Source organism: Pseudoxanthomonas mexicana (assembly GCF_014397415.1).
In the GTDB taxonomy this organism is placed as follows: domain Bacteria; phylum Pseudomonadota; class Gammaproteobacteria; order Xanthomonadales; family Xanthomonadaceae; genus Pseudoxanthomonas_A; species Pseudoxanthomonas_A mexicana.
Window position 1 is genome coordinate 341,765 of record NZ_CP060731.1, and the last position, 16,297, is coordinate 358,061.

Here is a 16,297-nt window from a genome sequence, read left to right on the forward strand (position 1 = left end):
CATGGACATGCCCCTGGTGCCCTGCCACCACTGCGGTGAGCCGGTCGCCGATGCCGCCCACCGCGTCGATGCCGGTGGGCACGCGTTCTGCTGCAGCGGCTGCGCCGCGGCGGCGGCCTGGATCGAGGAAGCGGACTTGGGCAGCTACTACCGGCTGCGCAGCGCCAACGCCAACCGCGTGCAGGCCGACCGCCTGGACCTGGACAGCTGGGACCGCAGCGAACTGCTGGACCAGCACAGCCGCATTGTCGATGGCGGTCGCGAGATCGTGCTGCTCACCGACGGCATGCGGTGCGCCGCCTGCGCCTGGCTGATCGACCGCGCCCTCGCGCGCGAGGCCGGCGTGCTCGACACCACCGCCAACGCCGTCACCGGCCGCATCCGCATCGCCTGGGATCCGGCGCGCACCAAGTTGTCGGCCCTGTTGCAGCGACTGGCGATGCTGGGCTACCGGCCCTACCTCGCCACCGGCGATGCGCGCGAGCAGAAGCGGCTCTCCGACCGCCGCCGCTGGCTGCTGCGCCTGGGCGTGGCCGGCCTGGGGTCGCTGCAGGCGATGATGCTGGCCGAGGCGCTGTACCTGGATGTCAACGCGACAATGCCGGTACCCACGCGCGACATGTTCCGCTGGCTGACCTTCCTGGTCAGCACGCCGGTGGTGTTCTACAGCGGCTGGCCGTTCCTGGCCGGCATGGCACGCGAACTGCGCGCGCGCCACGTGGGCATGGACACGCTGATCGCCGGCTCCACCCTGCTGGCCTACTTCGCCAGCCTGGTCGAGACGATCCGCGGCGGCACCCACGTGTGGTACGACGCGGCGGTGATGTTCGTGTTCCTGCTGCTGGCCGCGCGCATGCTGGAGCAGCGCGCGCGCAACGTGGCGACCGCGCAGGTGGATGCACTGGCACGGGCGCAGCCGGTGTTCGCGATCCGCGAATGCGACGACGGCACGCGCGAATCGGTGCCGCCGTCCGCACTGCGGGTGGACGACGTGGTCTGCGTGTCCGCGGGTGATGGGGTGCCCGCCGACGGCGTGCTGCTCGACGGCGCGGCCGACTTCGAGGAAGCGCTGCTGACCGGCGAATCGCGACCCGTGCGCCGCCACGCCGGCGACACCGTCTACGCCGGCACCACCTGCCGCGAACGGCCGGCCCGCGTGCGCGTCACCGCCACCGGCACCGGCACGCGGCTGTCGCAGCTGGCCGAACTGGTCGACCGCGCGCAGGGCCACCGCCCGCCGATGGCGCAGCTGGCCGACCGCGTGGGCCGCCACTTCGTGCTGTCGCTGCTGGTGCTGGCCGCCTGCGTCTATGCCGGCTGGCGGATGTACCAGCCCGAGCGCGCGTTCGAAGTGACGCTCGCGTTGCTGGTGATCAGCTGCCCCTGCGCCCTGTCGCTGTCGGTGCCGGCGGTGCTCGCCGCCGCGCATGGCGCGCTGGCGCGCTGCGGCGTGCTGGCCACGCGGCCCGAGGCGCTGGACACGCTGGCGCGCGCGACCGACGTGGTGTTCGACAAGACCGGCACGCTCAGCGACGGCCGCCCGGCCTGCGTCGCGGTGGAGGTATTCGATGGCCTGGACGCGGACGCCGCGGCCCGCATCGTCGCCGCACTGGAAAAGGACAGCGGCCATCCCATCGCGTCGGCCTTCGCCGACATCGCCACGCATGCCCCGGCGCAGGCCGTGGTGGCACGGCCGGGCCAGGGCGTGGAAGGCGACATCGACGGGCGCCACTGGCGTTTCGGACGCGGCGACTGGGCGGCCGGCCGCGACGACGACGGCACGCTGTGGCTGGGCGATGGCACGCGTGGCGTGGCCCGGTTCACCCTGACCGAGAAGCCGCGCGACGACGCTGCCGCGACGATCGCGGCGCTGCGCGGCCAGGGGCTGGCCATCCACCTGGCCAGCGGCGATGGCGAGGGCGCGGTCCGCCGGCTCGCGCACGCACTGGGCATCACGTCCGCGCACGCCCGGCAGTCGCCGGAGGACAAGCTGGCGGCCGTGCGCCGGTTGCAGGCCGAAGGCCGCATCGTCGCCATGGTCGGTGACGGCCTGAACGATGCGCCGGTGCTGGCGGGCGCCGACGTGTCCATCGCGATGGGCGAAGGCGCGCCGCTGGCGCAGCAGGCCGCGGACCTGGTCGCCACCGGCCCCTCGCTGCTGCGCATCGCCGATGCCGTGCGCGTGGCGCGCCTGTCGCGCCGGCTGGTGAAGCAGAACCTGGCCTGGTCGGCCGGCTACAACCTGCTGGCGGTACCGCTGGCGGCGGCGGGCATGGTCACGCCCTGGATCGCGGCGCTGGGCATGGCGGTATCCTCGCTGGTGGTCACCCTCAATGCGCTGCGGCTGGCGCGCACCTCCACGGAGATGGCGGCATGAACATCCTGCTGATGCTGTTGCCGATCAGCCTGGTCCTGCTGGGCCTGGCCATCGCCGCGTTCGCGTGGGCGGTGCGCAAGGGCCAGTTCGACGACCTCGACACCCCGGCGCTGGACATCCTGGACGACGCACCGCCGCGTCCGTCCGCGCCCGCGCTCCGCGAAGGCGACGATGGGACCTGATGTTCCGGTGCTGCTGGCCGCGCTGCTGGCCGGCCTGGTGGGCAGCACGCACTGCGCCGTGATGTGCGGCGGGATCGCCACCGGCTTTTCCGCCATGTCGTCCCGCCCGGGCTGGGGCAGCGCGCTGCAGCTCAATCTCGGACGCGTCGCCGGCTACGCGCTGGCCGGCGCGCTGGTGGGCGCCTTCGGTGGCGGCCTGCTCTCGTTGGCGCGGCACCAGAACGCCGTGCTCGCCATGCGCGTGGGCGTGGGCCTGGCGCTGGTGGTGCTGGCGCTGCGCCTGCTCGACCAGCGCGGCCGGCTGGACTTCCTCGCCCGCCCCGGCGCGAAGGTGTGGCAGGTGCTGCGCCCGCTGCATGCGCGCGTGCTGCCGGCCGATACCGTGCCACGGCGACTGATGGCCGGCGCGCTGTGGGGCTGGCTGCCGTGCGGCCTGAGCCTGAGCCTGCTGACGGTGGCCTGGTTGCAGGCCAATGCACGCGATGCCGCGCTGACGATGGCGATGTTCGGCCTGGGCACGCTACCGATGATGGTGACCCTGACATGGTCCGGCGCGCGCCTGGGTCGCCACTGGCAGCGCACCTCGGTGCGGCGCGCGGCCGCCGTGTTCGTGCTGGCGGCCGGGCTGCTGACGATCGCTTCGCCGTGGCTGATGCAGCATCCCGCCTTGCACGGCGTGCTGGCAGCGCTCGGATGCCAGCCGCTGCCGACGTGAGCGCAAACGCGATGGAGCCACCGACCGGCGCCACGGCGAAGGCGCGCCTGCAGGCATTGGGCGCAGTCGCGCGCGCGCCCCTGCGCGCCGCCGCGGCGCTGGGCGTGATCGGCGGCGTGCTGGTGGTGCCGCAGGCGGCGCTGATCGCACTGTGCCTGCAGCGCGCGTTCGTGGAAGCCGCCCCGCCCGCCGCGCTGCTGCCACTGCTCGGCGCGCTGCTGGCAACGCTGCTGCTGCGCGCAGGCCTGACGTGGGCGGGCCGCCGACTCGCCGACCGCGCCGTCGAACGCATCCGCGTCGACGTGCGCGCGCGGATCGCGCGTGGCCTGGTCGCCCGCGGGCCGGTCTGGGTGCGCGCGCAGCAGAGCGGCGCGCTGGCCGAACGCATGGGCGCGCACGTGGACGCGCTGGAAGGCTATTTCGGCGGCTTCGTGCCCCTGCGGGCGGACGTGGTGGGCGTGCCGCTGGCGATCCTGTTGGCTGTGTTCTTCGTGGATCGCACCGTCGGCCTGGTGCTGCTGCTGACCATGCCGCTGGTGCCGGTCTTCATGATGCTGGTCGGCTGGGGCGCGCAGGCCGCCAGCCAGCGCCAGCTGCAGGCGCTCACGCGCATGGGCGGGCATTTTGCCGACCGCCTGCGCGGACTGGGGCTGATCCGCCTGTACGGACGCGGGGCATCGGAGCTGCACGGCATCCGCGCAGCGGCCGAGGAACTGCGCGTGCGCAGCCTGCGCGTGCTGCGCATCGCCTTCCTGTCGTCGGCGGTGCTGGAGTTCTTCGCCTCGCTCAGCGTGGCGATGATCGCGCTCTACCTGGGCCTGACCTACCTGGGCATGCTCGACCTGCGTACGGCGCCGCTGACGCTGGGCATGGGCGTGTTCTGCCTGCTGCTGGCGCCGGAGTTCTACGCGCCGCTGCGGCGTCTGGCGACGCATTACCACGACCGCGCCGCGGCCCTGGCGGCGATGGACGAGATCGCGCTGGTGCTGGACGACGCACCGCCTGTCGTAGCGAGCGACGCAGACGGGGGAACGCCCATCGCCGCAACACCGCTCGTCAGCGTGCGCGATGCCACGCTGCGCCATCCCGCCGCCGCGCGCGACGTGCTGTCCGACCTCACGCTGGACCTGCATCGCGAGCAGCATGTCGCCCTGGTCGGTGCCAGCGGCGACGGCAAGAGCACGCTGCTGGAAGCCCTGGCCGGCTGGCTGCCGCTCCACGCAGGCACCCTGCGGCACGCGCCCGGCCTGCGCATCGGCTACGCGCCGCAGCGCCCGTTCCTGTTCGCCGGCAGCCTGCGCGACAACCTGCGCATGGCCAAGCCCGGCGCCCGCGATGCGGAACTGGAACAGGCGGCCGAGGCCGCGCAGGTGCTGCGCTTCGCATCGCGCCTGCCGGAGGGCCTGGACACGGTGATCGGCGAACGCGGCTTCGGACTGTCCGGCGGCGAGGCGCGGCGGGTGGCGCTGGCGCGCGTGTTCCTGCGCGATCCCGACCTGCTGCTGCTCGACGAGCCCACCGCCTTCCTCGACCCCGACACCGAAGCCGCGGTGCTGCAGGCGATCCGGACGTTCGCGCGCGGCCGCTGCGTGCTGATGGCGACCCACAGCCCGGCCGCACAGGCGGCGATGATGCAGGTCTGGCACGTGCACGACGGTCGCATGCGTACGCAAGGAGGCATGCCGTGAGCCTGCATCGGCATGACGATGCAACGTCGCTGCACGACGTGCTGGCGAGGCATCGTCCGCGCATCACGCTGGCCGTGGTCCTGCTCTTGCTGACGCTGCTGGCGGGCACCGCACTGCTGGGGCTGTCCGGACACTTCCTCACCGCGGCGGCCCTGGCCGGCAGCGCCGCGGCCGGCTTCAACTTCTTCGGCCCGTCGGCCGGCATCCGCGCACTGACCTTCGTGCGCATCCTGTCGCGCTATGGCGAGAAGCTGCTGGGCCACGACGTGACCCTGCGCATCGCGCGCGACCTGCGCGCCTGGTTCTTCGCACGCGCGCTGCCGCTGGCGCCGCTGGGGCTGGGCCGGTTCCGCGTCGGCGACCTGATGGCACGGCTGATGGCGGACATCGACGCGATCGACGGCTTGCTGGTGCGCGCCATCGGCCCACTGCTCGCGCTGCTGTCGCTGTGCCTGCTCGCCACGGCGGTGACGCTGGCCGTGCTGCCACTGGCCGGCACCGTGCTGCTGGTCGCGCTGGCAGCGATCGCGGCACTGGCGCCGTGGCTGGCGGCACGCAGTGTCTCCGCCCTCGAAGGCGAGCGGGCGCAGGCCCGCACCCGCCTGCGCGCCACCGTGCAGGAAGGCATCGAAGGCCAGCAGGACCTGGTGGCGATGGACGCGACCGCGGCATGGCTGGCCGCGCTGGATGCGCGCAGCCGCGAGGTCGCGCGCTGGGAGGACCGCCGCAAGCAGCGGCTTGCGCTGGCGACGCTCGCGCATGGGCTGGTCACCGCATTCACGCTGCCAACGATGCTGTGGGTGCTGGTGGCGGCCGTGCAGGCGGAACGCATCGGCGCCGCGGCGGCGGGCGGCCTGTTCTTCATGACCGTCGCCGTGCTGGAAGCCTGCTCCGCCATCGGGCCCGCCTGGCAGGCCTGGCGCGCGGCGACGGTGGCGGCGCAGCGGCTGCAGCAGGTGGTGGATGCACCGGCGGCGCAGGGCGGTGCCGACGGCACGCGGATACCGGCAGCCTGCGGTGCGCTCGAACTGCAGGACATCGTGTTCGCCTGGCCGGGCACCACGCGGCGTGTGCTCGACGGCGCACAGCTGCGCATTGCGCCGGGCGAGCGCGTGCTGGTGGCCGGCGACAGCGGCGAGGGCAAGTCGTCGTTGCTGGCGCTCGTGCTGGGACTGCACGCACCACAGTCCGGTCGAGTGTCTTTCGCCGGCGACGACCTGCGCACCCTGGACGCGGCACGGTGGCACGCCCGCATCGCCTGGCTGCCGCAGGACGCGCCGGTGTTCTCCGGCAGCGTGCGCGAGAACCTGCAGCTCGGCGATCCGGATGCCGACGACGCGCGCTTGTGGCAGGCACTGGCGCATGTGAAGCTGGACACGCGCTTCCGTGATACCGGCCTCGACACGTGGGTCGGCGAGAACGGTGCGACGCTGTCGGCCGGCCAGGCGCGCCGCCTGGCGCTGGCGCGCGCCCTGCTGCGCGATGCGCCACTGTTGCTGCTGGACGAACCGACCGAAGGCCTGGACCAGGACACCGCGGATGCGCTGATGCGCGACATCGCGGCGGCGACCCAAGGGCGCAGCGTGCTGATCATCAGCCACGCGGCGCTGCCGGATGGCGTGGTGGATACGCGCTACCGGCTGGGGGACGGGAAGTTGACCAAAGAATGTGCGTCCCGCTCCTTATAGGAGCGACGCAAGTCGCGACCGTAGCAATGAAGCACTCGCGCGCCATCTGGTGAAAAACTCAACGGAGGCTTCGCTTTCCGATCACCCATGCGTGCTGTCCAGGCCTGCGGTCGCGACTCACGTCGCTCCTACAGAAAGCGGACCCTCAGGCCCGCGCTTCGGCCAGGGCGTCCAGGCGCTTGCGGTTGAGCAGACGCACGTGGTGCGGGTCGTCGGTGGCGATGCTGCCTTCCTGGCGCAGGCGGGTGAAGCTGCGGCTGACGGTTTCCACGGTCAGGCCCAGGTAATCGGCGATGTCGGTGCGCGTCATCGGCAGGATGACTTCGGTGTCGTCCTGGCCCTGGCGACGACGGCGCTGCGCCATGTCGACCAGGAAGCCGGCCAGCCGCTCCATCGGATTCAGGCGGGCCAGCGCCATCAGGTTGCCGCGGGTGGCGTCCAGCTCGACGCAGGCGCGTTCCAGCAGTTCGCGCTCCAGTTGCGGGTGGTCGTGGCACAGGCCGCGCATGTCGGCCATCGAGAACTCGCACAGGGTGCTGTCGGTGATGGCTTCGATGGTGTGCTTGTAGTGCGAGGTGCCCGAAAAACCGATGAAGTCGCCCGGCATCAGGAAGCCGGCCACCAGCCGGCGCCCGTCGGGCAGCAGGCGGATGCGGCGCAGCGCGCCCTTGGTCACCGTGAACACGCCGCGCCGGGCTTCGCCTTCGCGTACCAGCGGTTCGCCGGCCACCAGACGGACATCGTCGGCCAGCGCTTCCATCGCATGCGCCTTCTCCACCGGCAGGGCGGCGCACACGGCCAGGTGCCGGACCAGGCAGCCGCTGCAGCCGCGCGCGACCTGGCACACCACGCCATCGCCGGGCGCGGCGGGCACCGGGGTGTCGTTAAGGCGGAGGATGCGAAGGCTCATGGCGTCGGCTACGTGGGTCTTCGGGGGCCATGATACGCCCCCGCGTCACGTATTTACCGGCTGCGACAATCGGTCGCGGACCCGGGGCTTTCAGGCGCCGTTCCCCCATTCAGGCCCGGATTCGGTTACAGTGCGCGCCGCTTGCCTGCGGCCGTTCGTTTCCCCGATGGTCCGCCGGCGCCGGGAATCCGCTCTGGTTTCCCGCGCCCGCCCCGCTCCGACTTCTTTCGTTGCGCAAGCTCGGTCGCGCCGTTTTGGCGCCGCCGCACCCCTTCTCGCAGCGCGGTTTCAGGGAACGCTTCGAGTCACGGCCAGTCCCGCATTCCGCGTGCATGCGCCGCCACACCCGCGTGTGGCGACTGCGCACGCGTCCGGTCGGCCGCCATTGGAGCCTTACCCATGACGTTTGAAACCCTTGGCCTTGCGCCCGCCCTGCTGCGCGCGCTGGACGAACAGGGCTACACCCAGCCCACCCCCATCCAGGAACAGGCCATTCCGCTGGCCCTGGAGGGCCACGACCTGCTGGCCGGCGCACAGACCGGCACCGGCAAGACCGCCGCCTTCGGCCTGCCGCTGATCCAGTACCTGGCCACCACCCCGCAGGAAGTCCAGCGCGGCGCCCCGCGCAGGCCGCGCGCCCTGGTGCTGACGCCGACCCGCGAACTGGCCGTGCAGGTGCACGACAGCCTGCGGGGCTACGGCAAGTACCTGCGCATCCCCAGCACCACCATCTACGGCGGCGTCGGCATGGGCAACCAGCTGGATGCGCTGCGCCGTGGCGTGGACCTGGTGATCGCCTGCCCGGGCCGCCTGATCGACCACCTTGAGCGCCGCAGCGTGGACCTGTCTGGCATCGAGATCCTGGTGCTGGACGAAGCCGACCGCATGCTCGACATGGGCTTCCTGCCCTCGATCAAGCGCATCCTGGCCAAGCTGCCCAAGCAGAACCGCCAGACCATGCTGTTCTCGGCGACTTTCGCCGACCCGATCCGCGAGCTGGCGCTGGAGTTCATGCGCGAGCCGAAGCAGATCCAGGTGACCCCGCGCAACACCGTGGCCGAGACCATCACCCACCGCGTGCACCCGGTGGACGGCAGCCGCAAGCGCGACCTGCTGCTGCACCTGCTGGCGCAGGACAGCCGCCTGCAGACGCTGGTGTTCGCCCGTACCAAGCACGGCAGCGACAAGCTGGCGACGTTCCTGGAGAAGAGCGGTATCAAGACCGCGGCGATCCATGGCAACAAGTCGCAGGGCGCCCGCCAGCGCGCGCTCAGCGACTTCAAGGCCGGCCGCATCAACGTGCTGGTCGCCACCGACATCGCCGCGCGCGGCATCGACATCGACCAGCTGCCGCAGGTGATCAACTTCGACCTGCCGATGGTGGCCGAGGACTACGTGCACCGCATCGGCCGCACCGGCCGCAACGGCTCGACCGGCCAGGCGATCTCGCTGGTGGCGCAGGACGAAGCCAAGTACCTGCGCGCCATCGTCCGCCTGCTCAACCGCGACATGGACCTGCGCGACGTGCCCGGCTTCGAGCCGCAGACGCCGATCCGCTGGGGCAACAGCGCGCCGGGCAAGGCCGAGCTGCCGGGCGGCGAGCGCACCCCGCGCCGCAACGGCCCGCAGAAGCACGCGCGCCGTCCGCACGGCGACGCACCGCGGCATGCGCACGCCGGGCCGAAGAAGCACGGCGGCCAGCGCCGTGACGGCGGCCGTTCCGGCGGTGCCCGCCAGGGCCAGTCGCGCCCGGCCCGCTAAGCTGTCCCGTGCGCGCGGCACCTGTGCAGGTGCCGCGCGCCTCCCCGCTCCAGGAACCGCCGCATGGACATCTTCAAGGTCTTCACCGTCGAAGCCGCCCACCGCCTGCCGCACGTACCGGAAGGCCACAAGTGCGCGCGCCTGCACGGGCATTCGTTCCGCATCGAGCTGCATCTGTCCGGCCCGGTCGATCCGCAGGCCGGCTGGGTGATGGACTTCGCCGACGTGAAGGCGGCCTTCAAGCCCATCTACGAGCGGCTGGACCACCACTACCTCAACGACATCCCCGGCCTGGAAAACCCCACCAGCGAGCAGTTGGCGAAGTGGATCTGGGACCAGGCCAAGCCGCTGCTGCCGTTGCTGAGCGCCATCGTGGTGCACGAAACCTGCACCTCCGGCTGCCGCTATACCGGCCCCTGAGAGGGATGGAACCGGTTTCATACCACCTCTTACAAGCGTTTGATTTGTAACGGCTCCTGACCGTTCGTCGGATTTCCATACGGCGGTTATTGCATTGCAACATCGGCCCGCCTATGCTGCGACGCAACAAACGGGATTCCCCTTTCAGGAGCACGCCATGAACGCGCAATTCAACGAAAGCTTCAGCCAGTTCACGCACCAGTTCGCTGCGGCCGCCTCGCGCGCCAACCGCCTGGCCCTGGAAAGCGCCGAAACCGTGTTCGGCGTGCAGCTGAAGACGTTCGAGAAGAACATCGACGCCACCACCGCCTTCTTCGGCGAGCTGGCCGAGACCCGCGACCTCGACGGCTACAAGAACCTGTGGCCGAAGGGCCTGCAGGTGGCCAAGGACAACGCCGAGCGCGTCGTCGCCGCCAGCCAGGAAGTGTTCGGCCTGAGCCTCAAGACCGGCGAAGCCTTCGGCCAGCTGGTGAAGAGCCAGTTCGAGAGCGCGACCGACAGCGTCCAGGCCTCGGTGGCCAAGGCGACCAAGGCCGCGAAGGCCAAGTAAGCGCGCTTCAACCAAGCCCGCTTCAACCGGTTATTGCGCGGCCCTCCCCTCCCTCCGCGCAAACCCGACCCGGCAGCCCCCACGCTGCCGGGTTTTTTATTGCCCGCAGTTTTCCTGTACGAGGACCTTCGGACCCTGCTACAGGGGAATCGCGAGGTGCCGGCTGAGTTGTCCGGCGTCGATGTCCGGCGCATGCGGCAACCGTCCCCAGCACGGCACCGGCATGCGCGCCGAGAGCAGGGCGAAGTTCTCGTCGCGACGCGCCATCGCCGGATCGACTTCGTTGGCGATCCAGCCCACCAGGCGTGCGCCGTCTTCCTGGATGGCACGCGCGCTGAGCCGCGCATGGTTGATGCAGCCCAGCCGCATGCCCACCACCAGCACCACCGGCAGACGCAGTTCCTGCACGAGGTGGCGCTGGTCGAGGGTGGCGGTCAGCGGGGCGGCCCAGCCGCCGACGCCTTCCACCAGCACCATGTCGGCCAGGGGATGCAGGCGCTCGAAGGCGGACACCAGGACACCCAGTTGCACATCCACGCCGGCATCGCGCGCGGCGATCTCCGGCGCCAGCGGGGCGGGCAGCGCGTAGGGATTGACGTCATCGTAGGGCGGCCACGGATCGCTGGCCGCCTGCAGGGCCAACGCATCCTCGTTGCGCCACCCTTCGGGCGCGCGTTCGCAGCCGCTGGCGACGGGCTTCATGCCCACGGCGCGCCTTCCGTGCGCGCGGAACGCATGCAGCAGGGCCGCGCTCACCACGGTCTTGCCTACTCCCGTGTCCGTTCCGGTGACGAAAAGCCTGTCCACGGCCCGCTCCATCACGCGTCCGGGACCATTTCGCTACCGTCGCGCGCCGCCGTCGCGACGCATGGGGCCTGTGTACTCATGCGAGGAATGATAGCGGGCCCTCACCGGACGCGCGGAGTAGAATCGATGGCATGTCATTCGCCCATCAGACGCTCACCGGTAGCAAGCCGGAACAATACGCACAGCTCGCCGACCAGGCCCGCGCCCTGTTGGCCGGCGAACCGGACCGGATCGCCAACGCCGCCAACCTGGCTGCGCTGATCTACCACGCCCTGCCCGACTTCAACTGGGTGGGCTTCTACTTCTTCGATGGCCGGGAATTGGTGGTCGGTCCGTTCCAAGGCTTACCAGCCTGCGTGCGGATCCCGTTGGACAAGGGGGTCTGCGGAGCCGCCGCACGCACCCGCCAGACCCAGCGCGTGGACGACGTGGACGCCTTCCCGGGCCACATCGCCTGCGATTCCGCCTCGCGCTCGGAACTGGTGGTCCCGCTGGTGAAGGGGGATGACCTGGTCGGCGTGCTCGACCTCGACAGCCCGCGCCTGGCGCGCTTCGATGCCGACGACCAGGCGGGCATGGAACGCATCGCCGCCATTTTTCTGGATTCGTTGACATGACAGGCACCAAGCTGCGCAACATCGGCCCCAAATCCGCCGCCTGGCTCCGCCAGGTCGGCCTGCGCACGCAGGAGGATCTGGAGTCGGTAGGCGCGGTGGAGGCCTTCATCCGGGTCAAGCGGGCGGGGTTCCGCCCCAGCCTCAATCTGCTCTATGCACTGGAAGGCGCCCTGCTGGACTGCCATTGGCAGCAGTTGCCGGAGGCCCGTCGGGGCGAACTGCTGGTGGCCTACGATGCGGCCGCCGCGCTGCTGCCCCCGCCGCGCGGCCGCCCGGCCGCCGGACCGGTGACCACGACCCACACCGAGCAGGAAGAGGACGCAGGTCCCTCGCTGAACCTGTTCGACTCGCGCGGCGACGACTGACGCCGGCAAGCATCGCGAACCTTTGTAGGAGCGCCCCATGGGCGCGATGCCTTTCGCGCAGCACCCGGCGCAGAAACATCGCGAGCCGGCCTGCTTCTGCAACGGGACATGCCGGGCAAAAGCATCGCGGGCATGGCCCGCTCCTACAATGGATTTCCTGCCAGGAAATGCCCCTTGGGCACGATGGGCGCACGCTTCCCGTATACTGCGCGCGCTTTCAGGTGACCCGTGCCTCGTGCCGGGTTGAAACGGGAAGCCGGTGACCCGCGCAGGCGGCATGCCGGCGCTGCCCCCGCAACGGTAGGCGAAGAAAGCCGCGGCATCGGCCACTGTGCGTCCACGACGCATGGGAAGGCGCCCCGGCGGAGTGCCCTGCACTCGCTCGCAAGCCCGGAGACCGGCCCGGAAGTCCACTGGTTGCGATGCGGAGGGCGTCGCGGCGTGCCGCGCCGCTTCGCCTGCGCTGTCCGCTCCGCATTCCTTTCCATCGCGACTCCACGCCGAACAATGCGCGCGGGGCGCGCGATGGAGCAGTTCCGATGCAGAGCCGTACCTTTTCCTCCCCTTCCCTACTGGCCCTCGCGGTCGCGATGGCGCTGCCATTCGCGGCCCAGGCGCAGGAAGCCACCGATCTCGACGAGGTCGTCGTCTCCGGCACGCGTACCGAGGTCGCCGTCGAAGACAGCCTGGTGCCTGCGCAGGTGATCGGCCGCGACGCGATCCAGCGCAGCCAGGCGCGCTCGCTGGGCGAGCTGCTGCAGGGCCGCGCGGGCATCTCGATCGCCAACCAGGGCGGCGCCGGCAAGATCACCACGCTCAACCTGCGCGGCGCCGAATCCGATCACGTGCTGGTGCTGGTGGACGGCGTGCGCATGGGCTCGGCGACCGCCGGCCTGCCGGCGCTGCAGGACCTGCCGATCGACCAGATCGACCGCGTCGAGATCGTCCGCGGTCCGCGCTCGAGCCTGTGGGGCTCGGAAGCGATCGGCGGCGTGATCCAGGTGTTCACCCGTCGCAACACCGGCAAGGTGCGTCCGAACGTCCGCATCGGCGTGGGCAGCGACAGCACCCGCGAAGCCAGTGCCGGCATCGGCGGCGGCGTCGGGCGCGGCTGGTTCGGCGCCGATGTGGCGTACACGCGCACCGACGGCTTCAACGCCTGTCGCGGCACCGGCGGGGATGCCGCGAACCCGTTCGGTGCCGGCTGCTTCACGGACGAACCCGACCGCGACGGCTACCGCAACACCTCGGCCACCCTGCGCGGTGGCTATTCCTTCACCGATACGCTGGCATTGGAAGCCAACGCGCTGCGCGCCGAGGGCAAGAGCGAGTTCGACGGCAGCTTCACCAACCGCTCCGAGACCGTGCAGCAGGTGCTGGGCACCAAGCTGCGTTACACGCCCAGCGACAAGGTCAACCTGCTGCTGAGCCTGGGCCGCAACCACGACAAGTCCGACGACTTCCACGACGACGTGCAGTCCGGCTATTTCCAGACGCGACGCTACGTGGCCTCGGCGCAGGGCGACTTCACCGTGGCCGCCAACCAGCTGCTGACTGCGGGCATCGACTGGCAGGACGATCGGGTGGAAAGCACCACCCTGTTCGCCGTCACCCGGCGCGACAACCTGGCCGGCTTCGTCGAGTACCAGGGCCGTCTCGGCGCGCACCAGCTGCAGGCCAGCATCCGCAACGACGACAACGAGCAGTTCGGCAACCACACCACCGGCAGCCTGGGCTACGGGTTCGGTTTCGGCAACGGGTTGAAGCTGACCGCGAGCGTGGCCACCGGCTTCAAGGCGCCGAGCTTCAACGACCTGTATTACCCCTTTTTCGGCAACCCGGATCTGAAGCCGGAAGAATCCGAGAGCGTCAACCTGGGCATCGCGCAGTACGCGGATACCTGGAACTGGACGTTCAACGTCTACCAGAACAAGGTGGACCAGCTGATCTCCTACGATTCTCAGATCTTCCTGCCCAACAACATCGACGAGGCGCGCATCCGCGGCGCCGAGTTCACCGTCGACTTCACGCTGGCCGGCTTCGACATCGCCACCCAGCTGAGCCACACCGATCCGCGCAACCGTTCGGCCGGCCCCAACCACGACAACCTGCTGGCCCGTCGTCCGCGCAACACCGCGCGCATCGACGTGGACCGCGCGTTCGGCGACTTCCGCACCGGTCTGACGTTCAACGCCGCGGGCGAGCGTTACGACAACCTGGCCAATACCGATCGACTGGGCGGCTACAGCACGCTGGACCTGCGACTGGAGTACGCCATCGCGCCGGCATGGACGCTGCAGGCGAAGGTGGGCAACGTGTTCGACCGCGACTACGAAACCGTCGCCTGGTACAACCAGGCCGGGCGCACCTATGGTCTGAGCCTGCGCTACCAGCCGCAGGACTGACGTGGATGCCGGTGACCCGCCTCCCGCGGGTCATCGGCGCGCGCCCTCAATGCAGCATGCCGTGCCGATGCGAGCCCAGTGAAACGACAGGCTCGCCGCGTACCGCCCGCAGCGTGTGCACGAGCTGGTGATACGTGGATGCCAGCTGAGCGAACAGGTCCGCATAGGCGCTGCGCCCGCTGTCGGCCACGCCCTGGTAGGCGCCGCGCCCCAGGTCGATGAAGTACTCCACGCTGACGCGGCGCCGCTGCGCCAAGGCAGGGAACAGGCCTGCGATCAGCAGACAGCGGTCGCCGACATCACGCAAGGCATCGGTGCGTGCGCTGCCCACGCGCAGCTGCGCCTCCAACCATTCCAGCGCCTGCGTACGCGCCAGCAAGTGTCCGTCGCGCTGGTGCCGCAGCAGCACGAACACAAGATAGCTCTCCTGCGCTTCGTCCAGCGACTGTCCGCAGCGCGTGCAGGCCTCGCGTACCAACGACTGCCACAGCTCGGCCGCTGCACCCTGTCGAATCGTATCCATCGTCTGCCTCCCCTCGGGTCGACGACGCCGAGACTATCGCCGAAGCGCAGGACGCGCTGGCAGGCGCGCGCAGCGAGTGCCAACAGGCAGCGGCCACGTGCACAACGGCCTCGTGACCGACGTCAAACGACGGTGTCGAACAGCCCTGGCTGGGTGGCGACCTCGTCGCGATCACGGAAGCCGGACAGGCCCACGCCGACCAGCCGGTAGCGCGTCGAGGCCGGCAGGTCCACGCGTTCGCGCAGGGCCAGCGCGATATCGACGAACTCCTGTGCCGATGCCGGCGGCGCTTCGGGGGTGAAACTGCGGGTCAGGATGCGGAACTGCGCGGTCTTCAGCTTCAGTACCACCGTGCGGCCCACGCGCTCGGTCTTGCGGCTGGCCTGCCAGGCCTTCTCCGCGATGCGGACGATATGCGGTTCCAGTTCCGACAGCGGCAGGTCGGTCGCGAAGGTGTCTTCGGAGGAGATGGACTGCACCGGCTGGTCGGGTTCGACAGGCCGCTCGTCGATGCCGCGCGCGCGCCGGTACAGGCTGCCACCGAAGCTGCCAAAGCGCTGCTCCAGATCGCGCTGGTCGAAGATGCGCAGGTCGCGTACGGTGTGGATGCCGGCCGCATTCAACTTGCCCTGCATCACCTTGCCCACGCCCGGAATGCGCTCCACCGGCAGCGGTGTGAGGAAAGCCTCCACCTGGTGTGGCCGCAGCACGAACTGCCCATCAGGCTTGCGCCAGTCCGACGCGATCTTGGCCAGGAACTTGTTGGGCGCCACGCCGGCCGAGGCGGTGAGCCGCGTCTCTTCGCGGATCTGCGCGCGGATGGTTTCGGCCACGGCGGTGGCCGTCGGCAGGTCGGACTTCGGCGCGGTGACGTCCAGATAGGCTTCGTCCAGCGACAGCGGTTCGACCAGGTCGGTATGACGCAGGAAGATCTCGCGCACCTGTCGCGACACCGCCTTGTAGCGTGCGAAGTCCGGCGGCACGAACACCGCCTGCGGACACAGCCGCTCCGCGCGCACGGCCGGCATTGCCGAGCGCACGCCGAACACGCGCGCTTCGTAGGATGCCGCGCACACCACCGAACGTTCGCCGCGCCAGGCCACCACCACCGGCCGTCCGCGCAGCGACGGATCGTCGCGCTGCTCCACCGACGCGTAGAACGCGTCCATGTCGATGTGGATGATCTTGCGCATCACGCGATGATATCGGCCGCCGTACGCGATCGCATGGAGGCTTTCCGATCCGATGCGCATGCGCGTGCAGAATGCGGGCAGGCTTCGCCAAACCCT

The 16,297-nt window shown here is 70.5% G+C and carries 15 protein-coding genes and 1 riboswitch; of the genes, 11 read left to right on the plus strand and 4 right to left on the minus strand.

Annotated features, from left to right (window positions below):
- Position 1: 1 nt before the first annotated feature.
- From IAE60_RS01700 to cydC, 5 genes are read left to right on the plus strand one after another with little or no spacing between them, the layout of a single operon-like run.
- Entirely contained in the window at positions 2-2,377 is a 2,376-nt protein-coding gene (locus IAE60_RS01700) for a heavy metal translocating P-type ATPase (protein WP_187573625.1), read from the plus strand.
- Complete coding sequence (ccoS, locus tag IAE60_RS01705; RefSeq protein WP_187573626.1) at positions 2,374-2,559, plus strand: cbb3-type cytochrome oxidase assembly protein CcoS; 186 nt, start codon at positions 2,374-2,376, stop codon at positions 2,557-2,559. Before IAE60_RS01700 ends, ccoS begins: the two co-directional genes overlap by 4 nt.
- Positions 2,549-3,274: a sulfite exporter TauE/SafE family protein gene (locus IAE60_RS01710; RefSeq protein ID WP_185894379.1), complete on the plus strand. Its 726-nt coding sequence runs from the start codon at positions 2,549-2,551 to the stop codon at positions 3,272-3,274. The genes ccoS and IAE60_RS01710 overlap by 11 nt, the downstream gene beginning before the upstream one ends.
- Positions 3,253-4,962 carry a thiol reductant ABC exporter subunit CydD gene (gene cydD, locus IAE60_RS01715; RefSeq protein WP_425504446.1) on the plus strand — a complete coding sequence of 570 codons (1,710 nt, stop codon included), beginning with the start codon at positions 3,253-3,255 and terminating at the stop codon, positions 4,960-4,962. Before IAE60_RS01710 ends, cydD begins: the two co-directional genes overlap by 22 nt.
- Positions 4,963-4,964: 2 nt before the next feature.
- A complete protein-coding gene (gene cydC, locus IAE60_RS01720; RefSeq protein WP_244966691.1) occupies positions 4,965-6,650 on the plus strand; it encodes a thiol reductant ABC exporter subunit CydC in 1,686 nt (561 codons plus the stop codon).
- Between the two features lie 145 nt (positions 6,651-6,795).
- Here the strand turns inward: cydC and IAE60_RS01725 are convergent, their stop codons facing one another.
- Positions 6,796-7,560: a Crp/Fnr family transcriptional regulator gene (locus tag IAE60_RS01725; protein ID WP_185894380.1), complete on the minus strand. Its 765-nt coding sequence runs from the start codon at positions 7,558-7,560 to the stop codon at positions 6,796-6,798.
- A 399-nt stretch (positions 7,561-7,959) separates the two neighbouring features.
- On the opposite strand from IAE60_RS01725, the gene IAE60_RS01730 reads away from it, so the two are divergent.
- From IAE60_RS01730 to IAE60_RS01740, 3 genes are all read left to right on the plus strand, one after another.
- On the plus strand, positions 7,960-9,321 hold the full coding sequence (locus IAE60_RS01730; RefSeq protein WP_185894381.1) for a DEAD/DEAH box helicase: 1,362 nt from the start codon (positions 7,960-7,962) through the stop codon (positions 9,319-9,321).
- 63 nt (positions 9,322-9,384) lie between these two features.
- Positions 9,385-9,741 (plus strand): 6-carboxytetrahydropterin synthase QueD, encoded by a 357-nt coding sequence (queD, locus tag IAE60_RS01735; protein ID WP_185894382.1) that lies wholly within the window; start codon positions 9,385-9,387, stop codon positions 9,739-9,741.
- Positions 9,742-9,898: 157 nt separating this feature from the next.
- Positions 9,899-10,291 carry a phasin family protein gene (locus IAE60_RS01740; protein WP_162108250.1) on the plus strand — a complete coding sequence of 131 codons (393 nt, stop codon included), beginning with the start codon at positions 9,899-9,901 and terminating at the stop codon, positions 10,289-10,291.
- Between the two features lie 138 nt (positions 10,292-10,429).
- Here the strand turns inward: IAE60_RS01740 and bioD are convergent, their stop codons facing one another.
- Complete coding sequence (gene bioD / locus IAE60_RS01745) at positions 10,430-11,110, minus strand: dethiobiotin synthase (protein ID WP_185894383.1); 681 nt, start codon at positions 11,108-11,110, stop codon at positions 10,430-10,432.
- A gap of 119 nt (positions 11,111-11,229) precedes the next feature.
- Between bioD and IAE60_RS01750 the strand changes: the two genes are divergently transcribed.
- From IAE60_RS01750 to btuB, 3 genes are all read left to right on the plus strand, one after another.
- A complete protein-coding gene (locus tag IAE60_RS01750) occupies positions 11,230-11,715 on the plus strand; it encodes a GAF domain-containing protein (protein WP_185894384.1) in 486 nt (161 codons plus the stop codon).
- Positions 11,712-12,080, plus strand: a complete 369-nt coding sequence (locus IAE60_RS01755; protein ID WP_056880820.1) for a TfoX/Sxy family protein — start codon at positions 11,712-11,714, stop codon at positions 12,078-12,080. Before IAE60_RS01750 ends, IAE60_RS01755 begins: the two co-directional genes overlap by 4 nt.
- A 202-nt stretch (positions 12,081-12,282) precedes the next feature.
- Positions 12,283-12,500, plus strand: a riboswitch (cobalamin riboswitch).
- A 119-nt stretch (positions 12,501-12,619) separates the two neighbouring features.
- Positions 12,620-14,485: a TonB-dependent vitamin B12 receptor gene (btuB, locus tag IAE60_RS01760; RefSeq protein WP_187573627.1), complete on the plus strand. Its 1,866-nt coding sequence runs from the start codon at positions 12,620-12,622 to the stop codon at positions 14,483-14,485.
- Positions 14,486-14,531: 46 nt separating this feature from the next.
- Here the strand turns inward: btuB and IAE60_RS01765 are convergent, their stop codons facing one another.
- Positions 14,532-15,008, minus strand: a complete 477-nt coding sequence (locus IAE60_RS01765) for a hypothetical protein (RefSeq protein ID WP_187573628.1) — start codon at positions 15,006-15,008, stop codon at positions 14,532-14,534.
- A 122-nt stretch (positions 15,009-15,130) separates the two neighbouring features.
- Positions 15,131-16,201: a DNA polymerase IV gene (dinB, locus tag IAE60_RS01770; RefSeq protein WP_187573629.1), complete on the minus strand. Its 1,071-nt coding sequence runs from the start codon at positions 16,199-16,201 to the stop codon at positions 15,131-15,133.
- Between the last annotated feature and the right edge of the window lie 96 nt (positions 16,202-16,297).

What these genes read in the sequence shown, in the direction of transcription:
- IAE60_RS01700 (WP_187573625.1), top strand. Translation starts at nt 2, where the DNA reads ATGGACATGCCCCTGGTGCCCTGCCACCACTGCGGTGAGCCGGTCGCC.
- ccoS (WP_187573626.1), top strand. Translation starts at nt 2,374, where the DNA reads ATGAACATCCTGCTGATGCTGTTGCCGATCAGCCTGGTCCTGCTGGGC.
- IAE60_RS01710 (WP_185894379.1), top strand. Translation starts at nt 2,549, where the DNA reads ATGGGACCTGATGTTCCGGTGCTGCTGGCCGCGCTGCTGGCCGGCCTG.
- cydD (WP_425504446.1), top strand. Translation starts at nt 3,253, where the DNA reads ATGCCAGCCGCTGCCGACGTGAGCGCAAACGCGATGGAGCCACCGACC.
- IAE60_RS01725 (WP_185894380.1), bottom strand. Translation starts at nt 7,560, where the DNA reads ATGAGCCTTCGCATCCTCCGCCTTAACGACACCCCGGTGCCCGCCGCG.
- IAE60_RS01730 (WP_185894381.1), top strand. Translation starts at nt 7,960, where the DNA reads ATGACGTTTGAAACCCTTGGCCTTGCGCCCGCCCTGCTGCGCGCGCTG.
- queD (WP_185894382.1), top strand. Translation starts at nt 9,385, where the DNA reads ATGGACATCTTCAAGGTCTTCACCGTCGAAGCCGCCCACCGCCTGCCG.
- IAE60_RS01740 (WP_162108250.1), top strand. Translation starts at nt 9,899, where the DNA reads ATGAACGCGCAATTCAACGAAAGCTTCAGCCAGTTCACGCACCAGTTC.
- bioD (WP_185894383.1), bottom strand. Translation starts at nt 11,110, where the DNA reads ATGGAGCGGGCCGTGGACAGGCTTTTCGTCACCGGAACGGACACGGGA.
- IAE60_RS01750 (WP_185894384.1), top strand. Translation starts at nt 11,230, where the DNA reads ATGTCATTCGCCCATCAGACGCTCACCGGTAGCAAGCCGGAACAATAC.
- IAE60_RS01755 (WP_056880820.1), top strand. Translation starts at nt 11,712, where the DNA reads ATGACAGGCACCAAGCTGCGCAACATCGGCCCCAAATCCGCCGCCTGG.
- btuB (WP_187573627.1), top strand. Translation starts at nt 12,620, where the DNA reads ATGCAGAGCCGTACCTTTTCCTCCCCTTCCCTACTGGCCCTCGCGGTC.
- IAE60_RS01765 (WP_187573628.1), bottom strand. Translation starts at nt 15,008, where the DNA reads ATGGATACGATTCGACAGGGTGCAGCGGCCGAGCTGTGGCAGTCGTTG.
- dinB (WP_187573629.1), bottom strand. Translation starts at nt 16,201, where the DNA reads ATGCGCAAGATCATCCACATCGACATGGACGCGTTCTACGCGTCGGTG.